The sequence below is a fragment of the Williamsia serinedens genome (assembly GCF_024171725.1).
Lineage (GTDB): Bacteria > Actinomycetota > Actinomycetes > Mycobacteriales > Mycobacteriaceae > Williamsia_A > Williamsia_A serinedens.
This window is the reverse complement of record NZ_JAMTCG010000002.1, coordinates 354,954-376,626: the sequence shown is the minus strand read 5'-3', so window position 1 is coordinate 376,626 and position 21,673 is coordinate 354,954. Positions and strand designations below refer to the sequence as shown.

The following is a 21,673-nucleotide window of genomic DNA, read 5'->3' as shown; positions in this document are numbered from 1 at the left end:
GGGAGAGTCGACACACTCGTACTGCGCGGTGAACCGCTCATACCCTGAGTCCCTTCGGTCCGAGCCAGCGTTCGGCCAGGGCGCCGGCCCAGTCGACCAGGAGCGCGAGGCACGCGGCGAGCACGGCACCCAGGATCAGGGCGACGTTGTCCCGCAGCTTGTAGCCGGTGTCGATGAGGATGCCGAGCCCGCCCGCGTCGACGAGGAAGCTCAGCGTGGCGGTGCCGACGGCCAGCACCAGCGAGGTGCGCAGTCCGGCCAGGATGTAGGGGATCGCGAGGGGGAACTCGAGTCGCCACAGGATGTCGGGCTTGGACATGCCCTGGCCCCGGCCGGCGTCGATGACCGCGCGGTCGACGCTGGCGAACCCGAGGAGGGTGTTGGCGAGCACCGGCAGCAGCGAGTAGATCGCGATGGGGATGACGCCGATCCAGAAACCGGTGGTCGCCGTCCAGAGGAACAGCAGCACCAGCAGACCGATCGCCGGCGTCGCCTGGCCGATGTTGGCGATCGCGACCGCGACGGGGGCGAAGCGCACCCACCCGGGGCGGCTCAGCAATGTGCCCAGCGGGACCGCGATCGCCACGACGATCGCGGCGACCACGACGCTGATCACGAGGTGCTGCCACACCAGCGACGCCAGGTTCGACGGGTTGATCGTCTCCTTCTGGGTGGCGGTGAGGCTCTGCGTGAACGCCCATGCGATCACCGCGGCGGCGATCGCGAGCACCACCAACGGTTGGATGAGGAGTCGGACGCGGCCCTCGGTGTCGACCTCGGCGGCCTGTACCGCCGACGTCGTGGCGGTCACGCGGGCTCCGCGGCGGACGACCCGCGCAGGTCGCGGATGGCCGACATCAGGGTCTCGATCACGACGACGCCCTCGTAGCGACCGTTGCGGCCGGTGACGATCGCCGAGACGCAGCCGGTGGAGAGGATGGCCTCCAGCGCCTGCTGCAGGGTCGACGACATCGACACCAGGTCGGCGGGGACGCCGACGTCCCGCAGGTTCGACGCGGTGCGCAGGTGGTGGTCGCGGACCCAGCGCACCGGGCGGTCACGGTCGTCGACGATGACGCCCCAGTCGTCGTCGGAGGCGTCGATGGCGCGGGCGAGTTGCTCGACGGGGTCGTTCTCGTGCGCGGAGGGCCGCTTTTCCAGCTGGACATCACGCACCCGCTGCAGCCCGAGCTGTTGGAGGAGTGCGCCCTTGCCCACGAAGCCCTCGACCATCTCGGTGGCCGGGTTGGCCAGGATCGCCTCGGGGGTGTCGTACTGCTGGATCGAGGACTGGTCACCGAGGACGGCGATCTTGTCGCCCAGCTTCACGGCCTCGGCGAAGTCGTGGGTGACGAAGACGATCGTCGTGCCGATCTCGGCGTGCAGACGGATCAACTCGTCCTGCAGGGAGGCACGGGTGATGGGGTCGACGGCGCCGAACGGCTCGTCCATCAGCAGTACCGGGGGATCGGCCGCGAGCGCACGGGCCACGCCCACACGCTGCTGCTGACCGCCGGACAGCTGACGCGGGAAGCGGCGAGCGTAGATCGCCGGGTCGAGGCCGACCAGCGACAGCATCTCCTCGACGCGCGCCGCGACCCGCTTCTTGTCCCACTTGAGCAGGCCGGGCACCAGCGACACGTTCTGCTCGATGGTCATGTGCGGGAACAGACCCGCCTGCTGGATGGAGTAGCCGATGGAGCGGCGCAGTTCGTTCGCCGGGATGGAGAGGGCGTCGCGGCCGCCGATCGTGATGGATCCCGAGGTCGGCTCGATGAGGCGGTTGATCATCCGCATCGTGGTCGTCTTGCCGCAGCCCGACGGGCCGACGAACACGACGATCTCGCCGGCCCCGATCGTCATCGACACGTCCTCGACGGCAGCCTTCTGCTGGCCGGGGTACCGCTTGCTCACGTGGTCGAGGACGATCTCGACGCCGGTCGCCTTCTCCGTCGACGAGGTCGCAGCCGACCTCTCCTGCACTCCGGTCATGCTGCGAGTCCCTTCGATGTGGTGAGACGGCCGATCACCTGGTAGATCGCGTCCAGTACGAGAGCCAGCACCACGATGAGGATGGTGCCGGTGAGTGCCATCGGGATGGCGGTGGGGCTGCCGATGCGGGCGAGCCCCGAGAAGATGAGGTTGCCCAGGCCGGGTCCCTTGGCGTAGGCGGCGATGGCGAGGATGCCCATCGCCATCGTCGAGCTGACGCGCATGCCCGCGAGCACCGACGGCCACGCGAGACGCATCTCGACCCGCCACAGCGTCTGGATCCGACTCATGCCGGTGCCGCGGGCGGCGTCGACCAGGGCCGGGTCGACGGCGGTCAGTCCGACGATCGTGTTCCGGATGATCGGCAGCAGCGAGTACAGCACCAGCGCGATGACGCTGGGCGTGACGCCGAGGTGGAAGATCGGGATGAGCAGGCCGAGCAGGGCGAACGACGGGATCGTGAGGATCGCCGACGACAGCGAGTTCGCCAGCGACGACGCGGTCGCGTTGCGGTAGGTGAGCACACCGATCGCGACGGCGATGAGTGTGGCCAGGACGACGCTCTGCACGACGGCACTGACGTGTTGGTAGCTGTCGAACAGCAGCTGGCGCCGGTGGTCGGTGAAGTAGTTCCAGACGTTGTCCACGGGCCCTCCTCACTGGTGAATGTGGCCCGTGCGACCGACGCGCCGCGGTCTCGACGGGCCATCGCAATTCGGCTCAGTATGCGCGCAACCGTTCCCCGAGGGCCCGACTTGGGGCATACATGCTGGTATGACGGCGATTCTGGACCCCACGAGCACCACCGACGCACCCCGTGCGGACTTCGCCGATCCCCGGGTCACGCTGACGAAGATCGGCCACCACCTGGGAGCCCGGATCGACGGCGTGCACCTGTCGGCCGACCTCGACGACACGACCGTCGAGGACATCCGACGGGCGGTCCTGACCCACAAGGTCGTCGTCATCACGGGGCAGCACCACATCGACGACGACGGCCAGTACGCGTTCGCGTCGCGGTTGGGCGTCCCCACGAAGGCGCATCCGACGGTCCTGTCGCGGGGTGAGGACCTGTTGCCGCTGGAGGGGGCCGCGAACTCGTGGCACACCGACGTCACCTTCGTCGACCGCATCCCGAAGATGTCGGTGCTGCGGGCCGTGGTGCAGCCGGAGTACGGCGGCGCGACCATGTGGGCGTCGACGGTCGCGGCCTACGCGGCGCTGCCGCTGCCGTTGCGCGTCCTCGCCGACTCGCTGCGCGCGGTGCACACCAACGACTACGACTACGCCGAGCACCTCACCGTGGGCGACTCCAGTGACCCGGCGTACCGGGAGGAGTTCGTGCGCACCGTCTTCCGGACCGAGCACCCCGTCGTCCGCGTCCACCCCGAGACCGGCGAGCGCGCACTGACCCTGGGCCACTTCGTCGATTCCTTCACGGGTCTGAAGACGTCGGAGACCGCGGACATCCTGCGTCTGTTGCAGGCGCGCATCGAGCGCCCCGACAACACCGTCCGCTGGGCATGGTCGCCGGGCGACGTCGCGATCTGGGACAACCGCTCGACGCAGCACTACGGCGTCGCCGACTTCGGGGGCGCCTACCGCCGGGTGAACCGCGTGACCCTCGCCGGCGACATCCCCGTGGGTGTCGACGGTCGTCGGTCGACGGTGATCGCCGGCGACGCGTCGCACTACTCGGTCGTCGACGAGCCGTCGCGACTGCCGGGCTTCGCCCCTGTGAGCGACCGCAGCATCTCCGGCTTCGCCCGCTGAGGCGCGCATGGTCCAGGTGACGCGGACGTTCACGGCCGGGGTCGAGCAGAAGGCGGCGGTCGCCTACCTCCGCGACTTCGCGAACGCCACGCAGTGGGACCCCGGCAGCATCAGCAACGTGCAGACCACCGACGGCCCTGTCGCCGTCGGCACCGTCTGGCACAACACGTCCTCGTTCGGGGGTGCCAAGCCCCAGCTCGACTACACCCTGGTCCGCGACGACCCCGACCACGTGCGGTTCGAGGGGACGAACACCGCGACGGACACCGCCGACGACATCGCCGTCCGCGCCCTCGGCGACGGCCGCAGCGAGATCACCTACACGGCGACCATCCGACCGAAGGGCGTGTGGCGACTGGGCATCCCGGTCTTCTGGCTGCTCTTCCAGCGGATCGCCGGTGAGACCGTCCGGTCGATGACGGATTCTCTGGAGACGCTCTGACCCCCCTGCATTAGTGTCATACGCCACAGAGGTTCCGACACGGGGTGAGTGAGCGATGCGAGGTGTCCGTCCCGCGCAGCCGGCAGCTCACCGCGAGTCCCGCATCCAGGCGATCTCGCGATACACGATCGGCGCGGCGGCCGCGAACTTCGCACTGCTCGCGTACCTGACGCGCCTCTACACCGACAGTCCCTGGTGGCTCGATCTCCTCGTCATCGCGTTCGGGACGCTGTCACTGGTCACCGCCGTCGTGTGGGTGGTGAGCCGGTGGTTCCTGACTCCGCGGGGCATCCGCACGTTCATCGTCTTCGCCGACCTCGGCACCGGTCTCGTCCTCACGTCGATCGAACCCCTGGCCGACGCGGTCATCGGGTGCGCCCTGTTCGGGGTGATCGGCCTGATGGCCGTCTTCTTCCTGCCACGGCGATGGTTGGTGGCGCACACCCTCTTCGCGACGGTCGTCACCGCCGCCTACGCCGGCGCCGCGATCGCCTACGGGGCGGGCGTCGTCTATGTCCTCGTCCGCATGGACATCGTCCTGTTCGCCGTCGTCGGACCGATCCTCACCGTCGAGCTCGCCTGGCGGACCATGCGCGAACGGGCCGTGCTCGCCTCGACGGACCCGCTCACCGGTGTCCGCAACCTGCGCGGGATGTGGAGCGCGATGGTCCCGATGGTCGCGCGGTCGGCGCGGACCGGGGAGTCGGTGGCCGTCGCGGTCGCCGACATCGACGGGTTCAAGTCCGTCAACGACATCCACGGTCACGACGTCGGCGACGAGGTGATCGCGCATGTTGCGGGCGAGCTGACCGGTCACGTCGGCGATCTCGGGGTGGTCGCCCGCAGCGGCGGCGAGGAGTTCACCATCGCGCTGATCCACCCGAGCGTCGACCTGCTCTGCGATCGCGTGCGGGCGATCCCGACACGCCTGTCGGGGGGAAGGGACGCTCCCACGGTGACGTTGAGCGTGGGGGTCACGTTCGTCAGCCATGACACCGGGACCACCCCGCGGGACGTCGCCCGCGCGGCGCATCGACAGGCGGACAAGGTCATGTACGAGCAGAAGCGGTCCGGCGGCAACGGGGTCCGGGTGCGCCGGTGACCCTGCTCGCGTCCGTCGTCGACGCCTCCGAGCGGGTCGCTGCGACCCGGTCACGCAAGACCAAGACCGCCGAACTCGCCGCCGTCCTGTCCGTGGCCGCGCCCGACGAGGTGCTCGCCACGGTCGTCTGGCTGGCGGGGGAGACCCGTCAGGGACGGATCGGCATCGGGTGGCGGACGCTGTCGTCGGCGCGCCCCGACCCGGCGGCGGAGCCGTCGCTCACCGTGACCGAGGTCGACGCCGCGCTCACCGAGCTGACCACCATCACCGGCGCCGGATCCACGCAACGCCGCAAGGCCGCCCTGGGTGCGCTGCTCGGCGCGGCCACAGCGTCGGAGCAGAAGTTCCTCATCGGTCTCATCACCGGCGAGCTGCGGCAGGGCGCGCTCGAGGGCGTGATGACGGAGGCGATCGCGGCGGCGTCCGGTGTCGACGCAGCGGTCGTCCGGCGCGCGGTCATGCTCTCCGGTGACCTCGCACGCACCGCGGCCGACGCCATCACCGGTGGCGAGGAGACGCTGCGGGCCGTGGCTCTCGTCGTCGGGAGGCCGGTCCGGCCGATGCTGGCGTCACCGGGCTCGTCGATGGACGAGGCGATCGCGTCGCTCGGGCCCGACGTCGTCGTCGAGTACAAGCTCGACGGGGCACGCATCCAGGTCCACCGCACCGGTGACGACGTCCTCATCGTGACGCGGACGCTGCGGGACATCACGTCGTCGGTGCCCGAACTCGTCGAGTTGGTCCGGGGCCTGCCGTGCGAGTCCGTCGTCCTCGACGGGGAGACGCTCGCCCTCGCCGACTCGGGTCGCCCTCGCCCGTTCCAGGAGACGATGAGCCGGTTCGGCTCCGCCGAGGGCGAACTCCTGTTGTCGCCGTGGTTCTTCGACTGCCTTCACCTCGACGGCGTCGACCTCCTCGACGCGCCGCTCGAGGAACGGCTCGTGGCACTCGAGCGCGTCGCCGGACCCCATCGCATCCCGTCGGTGATGCGTCCGACCCCCGACGAGGCGGCCGCGCACCTCGACGCCGCGCTCGCCGCCGGCCACGAGGGGGCCATGGTGAAGGACCTCGCGTCGCCCTACAGTGCAGGCCGCCGCGGGAAGAGTTGGCAGAAGATCAAGCCCGAACACACCCTCGACCTCGTCGTCATCGGCGTGGAGTGGGGGAGCGGTCGGCGGTCGGGATGGCTCTCGAACCTGCACCTGGGCGCACGCGACCCCGACGGCGGCCCGCCGATCATGGTGGGCAAGACGTTCAAGGGACTCACCGACGAGCTGTTGCGGTGGCAGACCGAGGAGTTGCCGCGGTACGAGACGCACCGTGACGGTCATACCGTGTACCTGCGGCCGGAGATCGTCGTGGAGATCGAACTCGACGGTGCGCAGACGTCGTCGCGCTACCCCGGCGGGGTGGCGCTGCGCTTCGCACGGGTCCTGCGGTACCGGCCCGACAAGACACCGGCCGAGGCCGACACCGTCGACACGGTCCGCGCCATGCGCCTCTGATCGGTCGGTCGGCGCAGGCCCGACGGTCAGTGCAGGTGCAGCGGCACACCCTCGTCGGCGAACACCGCGACGATCTCGTCGAAGCGGTCGAGATGCGCCCGGACGGTGTCGGACTGCGTCAGTTCGAACTCGAAGCCCTGGTCGGCCGGTGTGCCGAATCCTCCACGGAGGCAGTCGGCGAGCGCGTCGAGATTGGCGCCGAAGTAGCCGCCCGGACCGTTGACGGCCCGGCCGATCTCGTCGTAGAAGTCCTTCGTCGACGCGATGGCCGAGCCGTCGATGCGGTAGCGGATCACGGGTGTCGTTCTACCGGATCAGTAGTTCGCGTCGCGGATCTCGCAGAAGGAGCCGTAGTGGTCACCGGTGTAGTAGTAGTGGGGCGGGCTGGTGAGAGGCGTTCCGCCGGTGACGATCCGACGTGCCCCGCGGGTGCTCGAGCCGGGCGTGATCACCGTGTACTCGTGGTAGTAGCCCGACGCCGCCGACGGCAGGACGCCCTCCCGGTTGGAGAACACGACGCCGTCGTTGTTCGGGTAGGGGAACGGGCCACCGTCGTGGATGAGGTCGACCGTGTCGGTCGCCTGCGACGGCAGCGACGACAGGTAGCAGGAGGAGATGGCCGCGTCGGCGGTCGCTGGGGTGGCGAGAGTCAGTGCGCCGGTGGCGAACACCGCGGCGGCGACGGCGGAGAACCGCTTCTTCGTGAGCATGCGTAATGATTACCGGGTGGTCGTGGCCGTCGGGTCAACCGCGGGTGAACGGTGGATGATCGGGCGTCAGCGACGGTGCGCGGTGACGATGCGGACCTTGCCGATCATCGCCGAGTAGCGCTCGTCGGAGGTGATCCCGCTGCCGCGGCCGTTCTCCCCCAGCACCGACACGACCGGTTCCGACGTGGCCGTCCAGCCGTGCTCCTCCAGCCACTGCTGCGCGTCGAACTCTCCCGTGTCCAGGAACAGGTCCTCCACGCTCACCCCGAAACCCGTGGCGTCGACGTCCCAGTCGTCGGTGTCGATCGGCCCACTCGTCGTGTCCAGCATGAGCACGCTGCCACTCGGCGCCACCGACGTGATCGTGGTGAGCAGTCGCTCCTGGTCGGCCGGACGGAGGTAGGGGAGCAGGCCCTCCGCGAGCCAGAACGTGGGCACGTCGTCGGCGAAATCCGCGGAGCGCAGTGCGCTCAGCCAGTCGTCGCGGAGGTCGCAGGCGACCGACACGCGTGTGGCCGACGGGCGTGCGCCGACCTCGTCGAGCACCTCGTCCTTGAACCCGATGACCGCGGGCTGGTCGACCTCGAACACGGTGGTGCCCGGCGTCCACGGGATCCGCGCGGCGCGCGCGTCGAGGCCGCTCGCGAGGAGGACCACCTGACGGCACCGGTCGGCGTTGGCCGTCCGGATCTCGTCGTCGATGCGCAAGGTCCTCGCCGCCATCATGTCGGTGAGGAACTCCAGCGACCGGGTCATGTCGGGGTCGTCCTGTGCCCGCTCCTCGACCGCGGTGGGTGTGATGTCCGCATCGCCCGCGGCGAGCACCAGCGACTCGGCGAACGGGTCGTCGATCAGCGCGTCGTCACGCCTGCTCTCCAGCGCCCGTCCCAGCGCCACCAGCAGCGCGGTCCGCCCCACGCTGGAGGTGATGGTCCACTGGTCGCCGTCCGAACGCTGATTCGTTTGCATGCCTAAATGTTAGCGACGCGTCTGCGGCATCGCCACGTACGCGTTCCCGGCGACCATGCGGGTGTCGACGATGCGCGCGCCGAGGGGGAGCAGCGAGACGGGCACCAGCTTGAAGTTGGCGAGACCGAGCGGGATCCCGATGATCGTCAGACACAGCAGGACCCCGGTGACGATGTGGCCGAGCGCGAGCCAGATGCCGGCGACGATCAGCCAGATCACGTTCCCGATCGCCGACGCCACGCCCGCACCCGGATCGCGGACGACGCTGCGCCCGAACGGCCACAGCGCGTAGGCGCCGATCCGGAACGCGGCGATCCCGAACGGGATGGTGATGATGAGGATGCAGCAGACGATGCCGGCGAGGAAGTACCCGATGGCCATCCACAGGCCCGCCAGCACCAGCCAGATGATGTTGAGAAGCGTGTTCATCGGCTCATTCTGCCGTCCGCCGGTCTGACACGAGCCCGTGTCAGCCGGTCCTCTACCGTTCTCGCATGAGCAATCCTGTGACCGCCTTCGCGACGCGCGTGGTGCGCACCGCGATGCAGCGTCCCCGCACCCCGAGCGATTTCGTCTCGGCCCTGCCCACCGGGTCCCCGACCGAGCGTCTGCGCGGCGCCACCGTCCTCATCACCGGCTCGTCGTCGGGCATCGGTGCCGAGGCGGCGGAGAAGTTCGCCCGACGCGGCGCCACCGTCCTCCTCGTCGCCCGACGGGTGGAGGAGCTCGACGAGGTCGTCGCACGGATCCGTGCCGACGGCGGGACCGCCCACTCCTGCCCGGCCGATCTCGCCGACACCGACGACGCCGCCCGACTCATCGACGAGGTGCTGCGCGACCACGGCTGCCCCGACGTCGTCGTGAACAACGCCGGCCGGTCGATCCGTCGTGACGTGCTCGACTCGACCGACCGCCTGCACGACTACCAGCGGACCATGGCCATCAACTACTTCGGCCCGGTGCAGCTGACGCTCGGGTTCCTGCCCGCCATGAAGGAGCGCGGCAGCGGACACTTCATCAACGTGTCGACGTGGGGCATCCCGATGGGGGCGATGCCCAAGTTCTCCGCCTACGCCGGGTCGAAGGCGGCGATCTCGGTCTTCGGTCGCAGCATCGCCGCCGAGCTCCGCGGCACCGGCATCACGGTGAGCACCGTGTACTTCCCGCTCACCCGCACCCCGATGATCGCGCCGACCGACGAGTACCAGAAGGCCCCGGCGCTCACGGCGACGGAGGCCGCCGACTGGCTGGTCCACGCGGCGGTCCACCGCGAGCTGGAGATCATGCCGCGTGTCGCCCGTTTCCTGCGGCGGGTGAGTGCCGTGTCGTCGGACGTCGCCGACGGGCTCGTCGCCCGCAACGCCGTCTGAACAGCCCCGACGCGCACGGTGTGCTCTAGGGCACAATGGTGCGCGATGGGGACGCGCGACACAGGCGCGGTAGGAGGTGTGCGATGACCGTTGGTCCCGACCGGCACGACGCCTCCGTGCGGACCGCGCTGGAGCGCATGCTGACCGACGGAGACGCCCCGGACGTGCGCTCGGTGGTGCGGGAATCGTGGATGCGGTCGCTCCGCCGCGGTGTGGACCCGTCGTCGACGGCCACCGTGGAATCCGTCGCCGGGCCCGACGACTTCACCGGGTACCGCGCCACGCACCCGATGACCGCCGTCCGTCCGATGATCCGGTCGCTGATGCTCGACGACATCGCCGGCACCGGTGTAGTCATGGCCCTCACCGACGAGCACGGGCGGCTGCTGTGGGTCGAGGGTGATCACGAGGCGCGTGACCGGGCCGCGGCGATCGACTTCGTCGAGGGGGCGGTCTGGGCGGAGGAGGTCGTGGGGACCAACGCCCCCGGTGTGGCCCTCGCGGTGGACAGCGGAGTGCAGATCGTCGGCGCCGAGCACTTCGTCCAACCCGTCCAGGGGTGGAACTGCGCGGCCGCCCCCGTCCACGACCCGGTGACCGGCCACGTCATCGGCGTCCTCGACGTCACGGGCGGCAACCCGGTGGCGGCGCCCTTCGCCCTGTCCGCGGTGCGGTCGGTCGTCTCCGCCATCGAACTGCACCTGCGGATGGGTGCCGTCGACCTGTCGACCCTGTCGGCACCCGACGACCCGGCGCGTCCCGCGACGGTCGCCGTGCTCGACGCCGACGGCCCGCGGTGGATCCCGCCGACCGGCCCGTCGCGTCGGCTGAGCCCCCGGCACGCCGAGATCCTCCTGCTGCTCGCCTGGCACCGCGACGGGCTCTCGACCGAGCAGCTCGCGATGGCGCTGTCGGAGGACGGTGTCGACGCGGTGACCGTCCGCGCCGAGATCTCCCGTCTCCGGCGTGACCTCGGGTCCGACGTGGTGCTGTCCCGCCCCTATCGGGCGGGTGTGCCGATCGGTTGCGACATCGCCGGCGTCGTCGACCGGGCTCGTCGCGGCGACGTGGCGGGAGCGGTCGCGGCGCTCGGTCGTGGCGGCCTGGCCGCCGACTCCCGGGCACCCGGCGTCACCGCGATCCTCGAGGAGGTCCTCGCCGATCTCCGCGGTCTCGCTCTCGGGGGCAGCGACCCGGCCGGGTTGCGCGCCTGGACCGCGTCGGTCCACGGTCGCGACGACGCGGCGGCCTGGCACGCGTTGGCCCGGCGCATGCCGTCCGACTCCGTGGAGACCGCCCGCGCCCGAGGACGCGCCGCACTCGTGGACCGACGACTCGGTGTCCGGCTCTAGGACCCTTCAACCAATGGAACAGATCTGTTAGCTTGTTCCAATGATGTCGACCAGCGCGCTGCACCGGGGATTCCGGTGGACCGACCTGCCCTCGACCGTCCCCGAGGGCGTCGCGACCGACGAGATGCTCCTGCAGACGCCCGACCACGGGAGCCCGGCACCGTGGCGCATAGCTGGCCGCGGCGTGTGGTGGTCGACCCGAGCGCGCTCCGACGACCGCGAACTGCTACCGGCCGCGCTCCGGCGGGGCGCCCGACCGCTGCTGCGCGTCGGTTTCGCGGTCACCTACAGCGAGACACCGGTCGGTGGATACCACGAGCTCGGCGGGGCGATCCTCTACGCGCGCCTGGGCGGGGTCTTCGGCCACATCCCGTTCCTGCCCGTCGACTCCGCGGCCACGATGCGCGGTGGCCGCGAGAACTGGGCCCTGCCCAAGGTGCTGGCCGACTTCTCCGGTGACCCCGTCGCCGACAGCACCGTCACCGTGACGGGTGCGCGACCCGACGGCGACTGGTCCGTCGCGATCACGGCCGAGTCACCCGGGACGTCCAGGCACATCGGGGTCCCGCGGTTCGCCGCCGGATCGCTCACCACGCGGCTGCTCTCCGCGGTCTCCGGCCTCGAGCAGGTCGACGCCGACGGCGTATGCGGCAGAACGGGTTTCGACGACCTCGGTGCCATGTCGCTGACGACCGCCCCCACGCGGATCCGCCTGTCGACGGCGGGGAGCCCGCAGCTGCGGCGCCTGTTCGCCGACCGCAGCTACTCGGGCGGCACCATCGACTACTCGGGCGTCACCCTCGCCGCACCGCGCGTGCGCTGACCGCTGCGTCTCCTCAGCTGTAGCGCTGCGCCAGCTTGGCGAGTGTGTTGCTGATGCCCTCGCCGTTCTTCTTGTCGTAGCCGGTGATCTCGAGGAACTTCGGCGAACGCGCCGTCGTGTAGTCGAAGGTCTCGGTCACCTCGGTGACACCGGGTGAGGTCTCCCGGAAGTCCCAGCGCCACTTGTGACCCATGGGGTGCTGCCACTCGACGGTCTGGCCGTCGACGATCTCGGTCGCGGTCGAGGTGATCTTGTAGGGCAAGCCGAACTGCTTCATCCCGACGCTGAACTTGTCGCCGGTCGACAGCTTCTCGGGGCCCTTCACGGTCGAGTCACGGACGGTGCCCGACCCGTCGAGCTCGTGGTGACGATGCGGGTTCGCGGCGAGGGCGAACAGTTCCGCGGCGGGCGCGTTCACGGTCACGCGGCGGGCGACCTTGTGGGATCCGACGTCGACGGGACTGACCTGTGGCTGACTCATGCCCTCGAACCTACGCGGATCGGGCGTCGTCGCCGATGCAACGGACCTGCAACGTTGCCTGCGTAGCATCGGTGATGCACATCACAAACCATCAGGGCAGTGAGGGAGAGAGACCAATGCCGGTTTTCGCCAACCCGGGCACCGACGGTGCCGTCATGTCGTTCGAGTCGCGCTACGAGAACTTCATCGGGGGCAAGTGGATCGCGCCCACGAAGGGCCAGTACTTCGAGAACCCCTCGCCGGTGAACGGCAAGACGTTCTGTGAGGTCGCCCGCTCGACCGCCGAGGACATCGACCTCGCCCTCGACGCCGCGCACGCCGCCGCACCGGCCTGGGGCAAGACCGCCCCCGCCGAGCGCGCGCAGGTCCTGCTGCGCATCGCCGACCGGATGGAGCAGAACCTCGAGAAGATCGCCGTCGCCGAGTCGTGGGAGAACGGCAAGGCCGTTCGCGAGACGCTCGCCGCCGACATCCCGCTCGCGATCGACCACTTCCGCTACTTCGCCGGCGCGATCCGCGCGCAGGAGGGGTCGCTCTCGCAGATCGACGAGGACACCGTCGCCTACCACTTCCACGAGCCGCTCGGCGTCGTCGGGCAGATCATCCCGTGGAACTTCCCGATCCTCATGGCGGTGTGGAAGCTCGCCCCCGCGCTGGCCGCCGGCAACGCCGTCGTCCTCAAGCCGGCCGAGCAGACGCCGGCGTCGATCCTGTACCTGATGAGCCTCATCTCGGACCTGCTGCCCGACGGTGTGGTCAACATCGTGAACGGCTTCGGTGTCGAGGCCGGCAAGCCGCTGGCGTCGAGCAACCGGATCCGCAAGATCGCGTTCACCGGTGAGACCACCACCGGCCGGCTGATCATGCAGTACGCGTCGGAGAACCTCATCCCGGTGACGCTGGAGCTCGGCGGCAAGAGCCCGAACATCTTCTTCGACGACGTGATGGCGGCCGACGACGGCTTCCGCGACCGTGCGCTCGAGGGCTTCACCATGTTCGCGCTCAACCAGGGCGAGGTCTGCACCTGCCCGAGTCGCGCGCTGGTCCAGCAGTCGATCTACTCCGACTTCGTCGACCTCGCGGTCAAGCGCGTCGAGCAGATCAAGCAGGGCAACCCGCTCGACACCGACACGATGATGGGCGCGCAGGCCTCCAACGACCAGTTCGAGAAGATCACCTCGTACCTGAACATCGGTCGCGAGGAGGGCGCGAAGGTCCTCACCGGTGGTGAGCCGGCCGACCTCGGCGGCGACCTCTCGGGTGGCTACTACATCAAGCCGACCGTCTTCGAGGGCAGCAACAGCATGCGGATCTTCCAGGAGGAGATCTTCGGCCCGGTGCTCGCGCTGACGTCGTTCTCCGACTACGAGAACGCGATGTCGATCGCCAACGACACCCTCTACGGGCTCGGGGCGGGCGTCTGGTCGCGTGACGGTGCCCGCGCCTACCGCGCCGGCCGCGACATCCAGGCCGGTCGCGTGTGGACGAACACCTACCACGACTACCCGGCGCACGCGGCGTTCGGCGGCTACAAGCAGTCGGGCATCGGCCGGGAGAACCACGCGATGATGCTCGACCACTACCAGCAGACGAAGAACCTGCTCGTGGGGTACGCGCAGAACGCCAAGGGGTTCTTCTGATCACTCAGGCGCCCCCGCGCGCGGTCGCCCAGGACTCCGCCGTGCAGCTCCTGACCAAGCTGTCGGAGCTGCACGGCGGGCTCATGATCCACCAGTCCGGTGGCTGCTGCGACGGGTCGGCGCCGATGTGTTACCCGGTCGGCGACTACCGGGTGGGACAGCGCGACATCCTGCTCGGCGAGATCGCCCTGCCGGATCCGCTTCCGCCGGTACGGGTCTGGATCAACGGTGATCAGTTCGAACTGTGGAAGCACACCCAGCTGATCCTCGACGTCGTCCCCGGGCGCGGCGCCGGGTTCAGCCTGGAGGCCCCGGAAGGGGTCCGCTTCCTCTCGCGGTCGCGGGCGTTCAGTCCCGACGAGAACACCGCGCTCGCCGCGGATCCGCCGAAGAAGGGTGCCGACTTCTTCTGAGTCGGCATATCGGCGCCGCCACGGATCAGCCCTGGGTGACGGGACGGATCGTCAGATCACCGATCTCGACGTCCCAGGGCTGATCCACGGCGAACTCGACCGCCCGCGCGACCGCGTCGGGGTCGAGTCCTGCGGTGGTCATCCCGCGTTCGATCTCGGCGCGGATCCCGGGGTCGGTGACCGACGACGCGAACTCCGTCCGGACGAAGCCGGGGGAGATCGCGGTCGTCTTGACCACCCCGTCGGTCGACTCCTGGCGGAACGCCTCGAGAATCGTGCGCACCGCGTTCTTGGTGCCGGCGTACACGCCCATGGTGGGCACGATCTTGATGCCCGCCGTCGACACGATGGTCACGAAGTGCCCGCGACCCTGCTCGCGGAAGACCGGCAGCGCGGCGTCGATCCCGTGGAGCACCCCGCGGACGTTGATGTCGATCATCGCGTCCCAGTCGTCGACGCGCTGCGCGTCGATCCGCGAGATCGGCCCTATCCCCGCGTTGGCGACGAGGACGTCCAGCCTGCCGAACTCCTCGACCGCCGCGGCGACGAACGCGTGCATCTCCTCGCGGGACGTGACGTCCACGGTGGCCACGGCCGGGCGCCCACCGGACGACCGGATGCCGTCGGCGACGGCCTCCAGCCGGTCCGCGCGGCGCCCACCCACGACGACGGCCGCGCCGGCACGGGCGAGGCGCCGTGCGGTGGCCTCACCGATCCCGGACCCAGCCCCGGTGATAGCGACGACGAGATGGTCGAGTGCGGACATGGCGCTACCCTCCTGACGAGAAGCGGACGACCTGTCCGCTTGCCGCCCACTGTAAGCGGACAACCCATCCGTTTGCACGTGCCGATCGGAGGAGACCCGATGCGCAGCGACGCCGAGCGGAACCGCGCGCAGATTCTCGACGCTGCGCGCGCGCTTCTCGTGGACGGTGCCGACCTGTCGCTGAGCCAGGTGGCGCGGGCGGCCGGTGTCGGTCAGGGGACGCTCTACCGGCACTTCGCCGACCGTGACGCGCTCATCGGCGCCGTCTACACCGCCGAGATCGACGATCTCGCGCTCCTCGCACGTCAGGAGGCGTCCGGAGACGACGCGGTCGCGGGCCTCCGACGCTGGTTGGCGCGTCTCGCCGATTACGCCGTGGTGAAACGCGGTGTGATGACCGCGGTCTCGGCGTCGACGTGGTCCGACGTCTCGTCGACCACCCACGGTCGGCTGGGCGAGGCGGTGACCGCGCTGCTCGACGCGGGCCGTGCCGCCGGCGAATTCCGAGAGGGCATCGACGCCCGGGACGTCATCCTCATGACCTGGTTCCTCACACAGGTCACCGCCGACGAGTGGGACGACCGAGTGCCCCGTCTGCTCGACGTGCTCGTCGACGGACTCCGGCGTGGGTCCTAGGGTGTGATCGGGCCGACACCGGGCCCGCAGTCGAAGAAGGGTGCGCGTCATGGCGTCGCTTAGGGGCAAAGTCGTCCTCATCACGGGTGCCGCGCGCGGCATCGGCTACGAGACCGCCAAGGCGGTGGTGAAGCGCGGCGGCAAGGTCGTCATCGCCGACATCGAGGAGAGCACCCTCGCGCTCGTCGCCGACGAACTGGGCGACTCCGCGGTGAGTGCCGTCGCCGACGTGACCGATCTGGCGAGCATGCAGGCCGCCGTCGACGCTGGCGTCGCGAAGTTCGGCGGGATCGACATGGTGCTCGCGAACGCCGGCATCGCCTCCTACGGGTCCGTCCTCAACGTCGACCCGAACGCCTTCCGCAGGGTCGTCGACATCAACGTCACCGGCGTCTTCCACACGGTGCGGGCCGCATTGCCGTCGGTGATCGAGCGCAAGGGGTACATCCTCGTGGTGTCGTCGCTCGCCGCGTTCACGCCGGCCCCCGGTCTCGCGGCCTACAACGCGAGCAAGGCTGGCGCCGAGATGTTCGCCAGCGCACTGCGTCTCGAGGTGAAGCACCTCGGGGTCGACGTCGGCTCGGCGCACATGTCGTGGATCGACACCCCGCTCGTCCAGGATGCCAAGAAGGACCTGTCGGCGTTCGCCGAGATGCTCTCGAACCTGCCCGGCCCGCTGAGCCAGACCACCACCGTCGACAAGTGCGTCGACGCGTTCATCTCCGGTCTCGAGAAGCGCAAGCGCCGCGTCTACGTGCCCGGCTGGGTCGGCGCGATCGGCACGCTGCGGTCGGTGATCACGTCGAAGGTCGGCGAGCAGTCGTCGCTGCAGCAGGCGCCGCACATCATCCCCAAGATGGACGCCGAGGTCGCCGCCCTCGGCCGCTCCACCAGCGCCCGCAACATCGAGTCGGGCGCGGTCGTCGAGTCAGGTCACTGAGATCTGCGGGCGGCCGGACGTCGTCACCGGCGCCGCTGCTCCTCGAGAAGCTGTCGTGCTCGATCGCTGACGGGTCGCCCGGTTCGTCTGCTCGCCCGTTCCGCGATCCGCGCAGCCGCCTCCAGAGAACTACGCGAGCGTCGCCGGGCCGGTTGTGCTGACCGAGCGGCTTCGCTGCTCGTCATCGACGTCCTCCTCGGCCGTTGGTGCCCTCATCGTCGGCGCTGATCCATTGCTTCGCTACTGTCTCGCAATCGATGCCGTCAGGTGCGACGTCGTGCACAGGATTCAAAACTGTCGTGAGGCCGTCGGGCGGCGTGCGAGCACCGCGGCGACGACGCCACACAGACCAAGCGCGATGAGCGCCGCCACCGTCTGTGGTGTCGATGACGGTGAGCTCGCGATCCCGTCGAACCCCGCGCCGTCGCTCAGCGGGGTGTACGAGGTCCACCCGAAGTCGGTGCCGGTGGTCAGACGCGTGAGCACGAGCAGCGCGAGCGCTCCGACGACGGTGGCCGGCTCCGGTCGACCCGCGACCACCGCCGCAGCGATCGCCATCGTCACGACGACGGGGACGCCGAACGGGCCCAGCAGGATCGGCACGACGGCCCAGGGCTCCTCCGTGACGAACTGGGTCGCGCTGAACACCGCGAGAAGCACGACCGCGATCACCACGCCGCGTGCCCGGTGATCCGTCGCCGTGCGCCGGAGCACCGTGGTGGTGACGTTCGCGGCGACGGCGACGAGGACCACAGTCATCGACGCCACTGCGGCACCGCCCGAGGTCGTGCCATCGGTCGCGATCGCGGTCGTCGAGGCGGCGGCTGCCACCCACACGAGACTGGTTCGACCGACGTGCACCATCGCAGCCACCACCGCGAGTCCCAGCAGCACGTACCCGCCGTAGAACGTGTGCAGTCCGGTTCGGGTCTCATCCCTCAGCGAGTCCGAGATGAACCGCAGGAACCACCAGTGCACGAGGGCACCGCCGACCACCAGCGCGGCAGCTCCCAGTATGGGTCCGCGTGCAGGCGCGGCAACCGTGGTTCGCCATCGGGTGACAAGGCACGCGATGAGGACGAGCATGCTCAGTGTCCCGAGGACGGCAGCGCCGAGATCCACGGTGCTCGTGCCGGAAACCTGTCCCGACGGCAGGAAATCAGCGTATCGCCGCGGACCACCGAACCCGTCGGCCCGGACCCGCGCGAGGAGCGGTGCGACGAGGATCCCCACCACCGCGCCGATGACGACCGCGACCGCACAGCTCCGACTGTCGGCAGCCCGGGCGAGCTGTAGTGCGGCACCGAGCAGGACCCCGGCGGCGACGGTGGTCAGAACCGTTGGCGGTGCCGAGCTGATGCTCACCACCAGGAGTACGACTGCGGCGATGCCGCCGACGAACAGCGCGTCGGCAACGCGCCGTGCGCCGACGCAGACGGCGAGGGCCGCGAGCAGTCCCCACGCCGAGGCGACTGTGGTGGATTCCCAGGGGAACCCGGGTGGTTGCGGGGTGATACCGACGATGTCCCCGTGGCTCGACGGGGCAGCGAGGAACAGGCCGGCGGGAGCAGCGGCCATCGCCACGGCGACGATGACGAGACGCTCACGCATCGCTGACCCGTCGTCGGACCACGACAAGGGCGGCGGCGCAGATACCGAGAGTGGCCACCGCCGGTAGGACGTACTGCGCGGCGAGGGTGATGCTCTGCGGAAGGAAGTACCGACCGACATCAACGCTGTAGGACTCCGACTTGCCGAAGCTCGCCACGAGGAACACCACCGCCCGCGGAGAGGTCTTCCAGAGCGCCACGGCGGTGAAGGCCGTCGCGAGAACCCCCGGCGACACCGGCCCACGCCGCACCTCGGAGGTGAACGCCGCGACGACCACGACCGGGACCACGAACAGTGCCAGGACGGAGAACGCCCGACTCATGGCGCCGCCGGTGATCAACCAGGTTGCGGCACAGGGGACGAGCACCACAAGGAGGAGCTCCGGGCGGGTGACACGCCGACCCACCACGACGCCGACGGCGGCGAGAGGGGCCAGCACGAGAAGCCAGGCGACGTCCGGGAGCCAACTCAGGTCGGCGGAGTGGATGACCGCCCACGCGAGTGCGACGACGAGAACGGTTGGGCCACCGCGTCGTCGCAGCATGACCGCGCCGAGGAGCACGGTGGGGACCAGCAACCACCCCCAGTACCAGTCCTTGATCGGCTGGGCGGACTCGAACCAGATCCCGAGCGCCCAGGCGACGGCGGTTATCCCGAGGCAGACGGCCACGACGCGCGCGATGGGGGCAGCCTCATCGGACGGCACCGACCGCACCCGCCACGTCGCCATCACGAGACAGATCAGCGAGATCACCGCGAGCGCGGTGCCCACGGAGCGTGTGTCGACGGCGTGCTCCGGGTTCGGGCCGTCGACGACGATCGTCAGTGGATGCCGGAGCGGGAAGGAGACCGTCGCCCCGACGACGGCGCCGGCCGCGAGCGCGATGACCACCGCGCGATGCGAGGCCCAGGCGACCAGCCGGCCGACAGCGAGACCCGCGAGCACCGAGGTGATCCATGCCGCCGCCCACGAGTGCGTGCTCGAGTCGACCGTCGCGGCCACGCCGACGAGACCCACCGCGGCGACAGCCGGGGCGGCCGCGTCGCGCCCCGCGGTCAGCGCCGCGGCGAGGATCGCGACGACGATCCCGACCGCAGCCGCCGTCTCCGGCGCATGGACGACGACGTCACCGAGCGCGGCGTCGCGTCCGACGAACTGGCGTGCCGTGGTGAGGCTGAGGAGGGCCCCGCAGCCACCGGACGCCGCAGCGACCGCCCCGATCATCTGCGACCGGTCCATGCCACCTCCTCGAGTCGTTACCGGGAGCAACGTATCCGATCCGTACGGACGATCCGGACGAACGGGGCAGGAACGATCTCCACCCGACCTCCACCCGCGGGCCGATCCGGGTGCGCGCCGATCCGGCGACTCTGAGATGCGTGCCCCGACAGCCGGGGCGACACAGACCGGAGGGTGATGGCGATGCTGGTGAACGTGGTCGTGGGGTTGCTGGTCCTGGGGTGGATCCTGACGCGGCAGATGTCTCCGCGGCAGGTGAAGGACTCGCCGAAGGGCGCGCTGATCGTCACCGTGATCGGGCTGGTGTCGGCGGCGCAGTTCGTCGACCATCACCACCTGTCGGGCGTCGCGCTGGCCGTCATTGCGTCGTCTGCCGCGGTCGGTGTCGCGTTCGCGGTCGCGCGGGGACTCACCGTGCGGATCTGGCGGGACGAGCAGGGACGGCTCATGTCGCGGGGGACGGCGATGACGCTCGTGTTGTGGATCGTGGGCCTCGCGGTGCACGTCGGGCTGGACATGCTCGCCGGGCACGGCGCCGGGTCGGCGACGATCGTGCTCTACATCGGCACGATGCTGCTGGCGCAGCTTCTCGTCGTGCAGTGGCGGGCACGGTCGCTGACCGCCGCGCCGGTGAAGCAGCCGGTGTCGTCAGCTCTCCACGGGTGACCGACGGGTGCGGGTGATGACGGTGGTGGCGAGTGCGATGGCCACCACCATCAGCACGCCGGTGTAGACGACGATGCCGGCCCACCCGAATCCGCTGAACGCGATGCCGCCGAGCGCGCCGACGACCGAGCTGCCGAGGTAGTACCCGAACAGGTAGAGCGACGACGCCTCTGCGCGATGGGCTGTCGCGCGGGCACCGACCCACCCACTGGCCGTCGAGTGCGCCCCGAAGAATCCGCCGGTGAACAGCAGGACACCGAGCAGCGTGGAGGGCAGCCAGTCGGGGAGCGTGACGACGAGCCCGACCGCCATCACGCCGATCGCCACCGCCAGCACACGCCCGCGGCCGACCCGGTCGGACATGCGGCCGGCCCACGTCGAGGAGAACGTCCCCGCCAGATACATGACGAACACGATCCCGACGACGCTCTGCGGCAACGAGAACGGCGAGGCGAGCAGGCGGAACGACAGGAAGTTGTAGACCGTGACGAACCCGCCCATGAGCAGGAACGCCAAGCCGAACAGGCAGAGCATGGGGACGTCTCGGAGGTGCCCGGCCAGGTTGCCGATCACCTCACGCACCGCGATGGTCTGGGGCTCGAAGTTGCGTGACGCGGGGACGAGTCGGATGAACACCAGGGCGAAGGTCAGCGAGACCAGGCAGGCGATCTCGAGGGCCCACCGCCAGTCGACGACGTCCGCGGCGAGGCCGGGCACCAGTCGACCGGTCAACCCGCCGATCGTCGTACCGGACACGTAGTAGCCCATCGCCTTGCCGAGCGAGGCGCCGTCGATCTCCTCGGCCAGGTAGGCCATGGCGACAGCGGGCACACCCGCGCAGAGGATCCCGACGACCGCGCGACCGGCCAGCAGGACCTCGATCGACGGCGACCACGGGAGTGCGAGGCCGAGCAGCGATGCGGCGACCGCGGAGACCACCATGACCTTGATCCGCCCGTACCGCTCCGACAGCACGCTGACCGGGATGATCGCGAAGGCCAGGAAACCGGTCGTCAGCGACACGGTGAGCGCCGACGTCGTCGGGGACACCCCGAAGTGCTCGGAGAACACGGGGAGCATCGCCTGCACGTGGTACATCGCCATGAACGCGGCCATCCCGGCCGCGAACATCGCCACCGTCGCGTTGCGGAACTGTCGCGACCCGGCGACATGACCGGTGGCGGCGGGTGCGGGTGCGGTGCGCGCGGTGGTCATCGTCATGACAACAACACTGACGCCGAT

24 protein-coding genes are annotated in these 21,673 nt (G+C 69.9%); 12 read left to right on the top strand and 12 right to left on the bottom strand.

What is annotated here, in order from left to right; translation table 11 throughout:
• Positions 1 to 37 precede the first annotated feature (37 nt).
• Genes LX12_RS05225 through LX12_RS05215 form a run of 3 tightly spaced genes read right to left on the bottom strand, consistent with a single transcriptional unit; the run spans position 38 to position 2,639 of the window.
• A complete protein-coding gene (locus LX12_RS05225; protein WP_253653465.1) occupies positions 38 to 811 on the bottom strand; it encodes an ABC transporter permease in 774 nt (257 codons plus the stop codon).
• Positions 808 to 1,992 carry an ABC transporter ATP-binding protein gene (locus LX12_RS05220; RefSeq protein ID WP_253653464.1) on the bottom strand — a complete coding sequence of 395 codons (1,185 nt, stop codon included), beginning with the start codon at positions 1,990 to 1,992 and terminating at the stop codon, positions 808 to 810. Before LX12_RS05220 ends, LX12_RS05225 begins: the two co-directional genes overlap by 4 nt.
• Positions 1,989 to 2,639: an ABC transporter permease gene (locus LX12_RS05215; protein ID WP_253653463.1), complete on the bottom strand. Its 651-nt coding sequence runs from the start codon at positions 2,637 to 2,639 to the stop codon at positions 1,989 to 1,991. Before LX12_RS05215 ends, LX12_RS05220 begins: the two co-directional genes overlap by 4 nt.
• 127 nt (positions 2,640 to 2,766) lie before the next feature.
• On the opposite strand from LX12_RS05215, the gene LX12_RS05210 reads away from it, so the two are divergent.
• The 4 genes from LX12_RS05210 to LX12_RS05195 are packed head-to-tail and all read left to right on the top strand — an operon-like array spanning position 2,767 to position 6,814.
• On the top strand, positions 2,767 to 3,765 hold the full coding sequence (locus LX12_RS05210; RefSeq protein WP_253653462.1) for a TauD/TfdA dioxygenase family protein: 999 nt from the start codon (positions 2,767 to 2,769) through the stop codon (positions 3,763 to 3,765).
• Between the two features lie 7 nt (positions 3,766 to 3,772).
• Positions 3,773 to 4,207: an SRPBCC family protein gene (locus LX12_RS05205; protein ID WP_253653461.1), complete on the top strand. Its 435-nt coding sequence runs from the start codon at positions 3,773 to 3,775 to the stop codon at positions 4,205 to 4,207.
• Positions 4,208 to 4,262: 55 nt separating this feature from the next.
• Positions 4,263 to 5,309, top strand: coding sequence for a GGDEF domain-containing protein (locus LX12_RS05200; protein WP_253653460.1), 1,047 nt, complete (start codon positions 4,263 to 4,265; stop codon positions 5,307 to 5,309).
• Positions 5,306 to 6,814, top strand: coding sequence for an ATP-dependent DNA ligase (locus tag LX12_RS05195; protein WP_253653459.1), 1,509 nt, complete (start codon positions 5,306 to 5,308; stop codon positions 6,812 to 6,814). The genes LX12_RS05200 and LX12_RS05195 overlap by 4 nt, the downstream gene beginning before the upstream one ends.
• A gap of 26 nt (positions 6,815 to 6,840) precedes the next feature.
• Here LX12_RS05195 and LX12_RS05190 read toward each other — a convergent pair whose 3' ends face one another.
• From LX12_RS05190 to LX12_RS05175, 4 genes are all read right to left on the bottom strand, one after another.
• Positions 6,841 to 7,110, bottom strand: coding sequence for a barstar family protein (locus LX12_RS05190; RefSeq protein WP_253653458.1), 270 nt, complete (start codon positions 7,108 to 7,110; stop codon positions 6,841 to 6,843).
• Positions 7,111 to 7,128: 18 nt separating this feature from the next.
• On the bottom strand, positions 7,129 to 7,524 hold the full coding sequence (locus LX12_RS05185) for a guanyl-specific ribonuclease (RefSeq protein ID WP_253653457.1): 396 nt from the start codon (positions 7,522 to 7,524) through the stop codon (positions 7,129 to 7,131).
• A gap of 66 nt (positions 7,525 to 7,590) precedes the next feature.
• The gene (locus LX12_RS05180) at positions 7,591 to 8,493 is read right to left on the bottom strand and encodes an SAM-dependent methyltransferase (protein WP_253653456.1); all 903 of its coding nucleotides are present in this window, start codon (positions 8,491 to 8,493) and stop codon (positions 7,591 to 7,593) included.
• Positions 8,494 to 8,502: 9 nt separating this feature from the next.
• On the bottom strand, positions 8,503 to 8,922 hold the full coding sequence (locus tag LX12_RS05175; protein ID WP_253653455.1) for a YccF domain-containing protein: 420 nt from the start codon (positions 8,920 to 8,922) through the stop codon (positions 8,503 to 8,505).
• Positions 8,923 to 8,987: 65 nt separating this feature from the next.
• Here LX12_RS05175 and LX12_RS05170 point away from each other — a divergent pair, with 65 nt between their 5' ends.
• The 3 genes from LX12_RS05170 to LX12_RS05160 all read left to right on the top strand — a co-directional run bounded on the left by LX12_RS05170 (position 8,988) and on the right by LX12_RS05160 (position 12,038).
• Entirely contained in the window at positions 8,988 to 9,863 is an 876-nt protein-coding gene (locus LX12_RS05170) for an SDR family NAD(P)-dependent oxidoreductase (RefSeq protein WP_253653454.1), read from the top strand.
• Between the two features lie 83 nt (positions 9,864 to 9,946).
• Entirely contained in the window at positions 9,947 to 11,215 is a 1,269-nt protein-coding gene (locus tag LX12_RS05165; RefSeq protein WP_253653453.1) for a helix-turn-helix domain-containing protein, read from the top strand.
• A 40-nt stretch (positions 11,216 to 11,255) separates the two neighbouring features.
• Positions 11,256 to 12,038 (top strand): acetoacetate decarboxylase family protein, encoded by a 783-nt coding sequence (locus tag LX12_RS05160; RefSeq protein ID WP_253653452.1) that lies wholly within the window; start codon positions 11,256 to 11,258, stop codon positions 12,036 to 12,038.
• A gap of 13 nt (positions 12,039 to 12,051) precedes the next feature.
• Here the strand turns inward: LX12_RS05160 and LX12_RS05155 are convergent, their stop codons facing one another.
• Positions 12,052 to 12,519, bottom strand: a complete 468-nt coding sequence (locus LX12_RS05155) for an SRPBCC family protein (protein WP_253653451.1) — start codon at positions 12,517 to 12,519, stop codon at positions 12,052 to 12,054.
• 116 nt (positions 12,520 to 12,635) lie between these two features.
• Here LX12_RS05155 and exaC point away from each other — a divergent pair, with 116 nt between their 5' ends.
• On the top strand, positions 12,636 to 14,159 hold the full coding sequence (gene exaC / locus LX12_RS05150) for an acetaldehyde dehydrogenase ExaC (RefSeq protein WP_253653450.1): 1,524 nt from the start codon (positions 12,636 to 12,638) through the stop codon (positions 14,157 to 14,159).
• Positions 14,156 to 14,572 carry a DUF779 domain-containing protein gene (locus LX12_RS05145; RefSeq protein ID WP_253653873.1) on the top strand — a complete coding sequence of 139 codons (417 nt, stop codon included), beginning with the start codon at positions 14,156 to 14,158 and terminating at the stop codon, positions 14,570 to 14,572. The genes exaC and LX12_RS05145 overlap by 4 nt, the downstream gene beginning before the upstream one ends.
• A 25-nt stretch (positions 14,573 to 14,597) precedes the next feature.
• On the opposite strand, the gene LX12_RS05140 is transcribed toward LX12_RS05145, so the two are convergent.
• The gene (locus LX12_RS05140) at positions 14,598 to 15,338 is read right to left on the bottom strand and encodes an SDR family oxidoreductase (RefSeq protein WP_253653449.1); all 741 of its coding nucleotides are present in this window, start codon (positions 15,336 to 15,338) and stop codon (positions 14,598 to 14,600) included.
• 99 nt (positions 15,339 to 15,437) lie between these two features.
• On the opposite strand from LX12_RS05140, the gene LX12_RS05135 reads away from it, so the two are divergent.
• On the top strand, positions 15,438 to 15,974 hold the full coding sequence (locus LX12_RS05135) for a TetR/AcrR family transcriptional regulator (protein ID WP_253653448.1): 537 nt from the start codon (positions 15,438 to 15,440) through the stop codon (positions 15,972 to 15,974).
• Between the two features lie 49 nt (positions 15,975 to 16,023).
• Positions 16,024 to 16,914 (top strand): SDR family oxidoreductase, encoded by an 891-nt coding sequence (locus LX12_RS05130; RefSeq protein WP_253653447.1) that lies wholly within the window; start codon positions 16,024 to 16,026, stop codon positions 16,912 to 16,914.
• Positions 16,915 to 17,202: 288 nt separating this feature from the next.
• On the opposite strand, the gene LX12_RS05125 is transcribed toward LX12_RS05130, so the two are convergent.
• Together LX12_RS05125 and LX12_RS05120 are read right to left on the bottom strand one after the other, a co-directional pair.
• Positions 17,203 to 18,525 carry a hypothetical protein gene (locus LX12_RS05125; protein WP_253653446.1) on the bottom strand — a complete coding sequence of 441 codons (1,323 nt, stop codon included), beginning with the start codon at positions 18,523 to 18,525 and terminating at the stop codon, positions 17,203 to 17,205.
• Positions 18,518 to 19,765 carry a hypothetical protein gene (locus LX12_RS05120; RefSeq protein WP_253653445.1) on the bottom strand — a complete coding sequence of 416 codons (1,248 nt, stop codon included), beginning with the start codon at positions 19,763 to 19,765 and terminating at the stop codon, positions 18,518 to 18,520. The genes LX12_RS05125 and LX12_RS05120 overlap by 8 nt, the downstream gene beginning before the upstream one ends.
• Before the next feature lie 183 nt (positions 19,766 to 19,948).
• Between LX12_RS05120 and LX12_RS05115 the strand changes: the two genes are divergently transcribed.
• Entirely contained in the window at positions 19,949 to 20,431 is a 483-nt protein-coding gene (locus LX12_RS05115; protein ID WP_253653444.1) for a hypothetical protein, read from the top strand.
• On the opposite strand, the gene LX12_RS05110 is transcribed toward LX12_RS05115, so the two are convergent.
• Positions 20,414 to 21,652 carry an MFS transporter gene (locus LX12_RS05110; RefSeq protein WP_253653443.1) on the bottom strand — a complete coding sequence of 413 codons (1,239 nt, stop codon included), beginning with the start codon at positions 21,650 to 21,652 and terminating at the stop codon, positions 20,414 to 20,416. The genes LX12_RS05115 and LX12_RS05110 overlap by 18 nt on opposite strands.
• Positions 21,653 to 21,673: the final 21 nt, after the last annotated feature.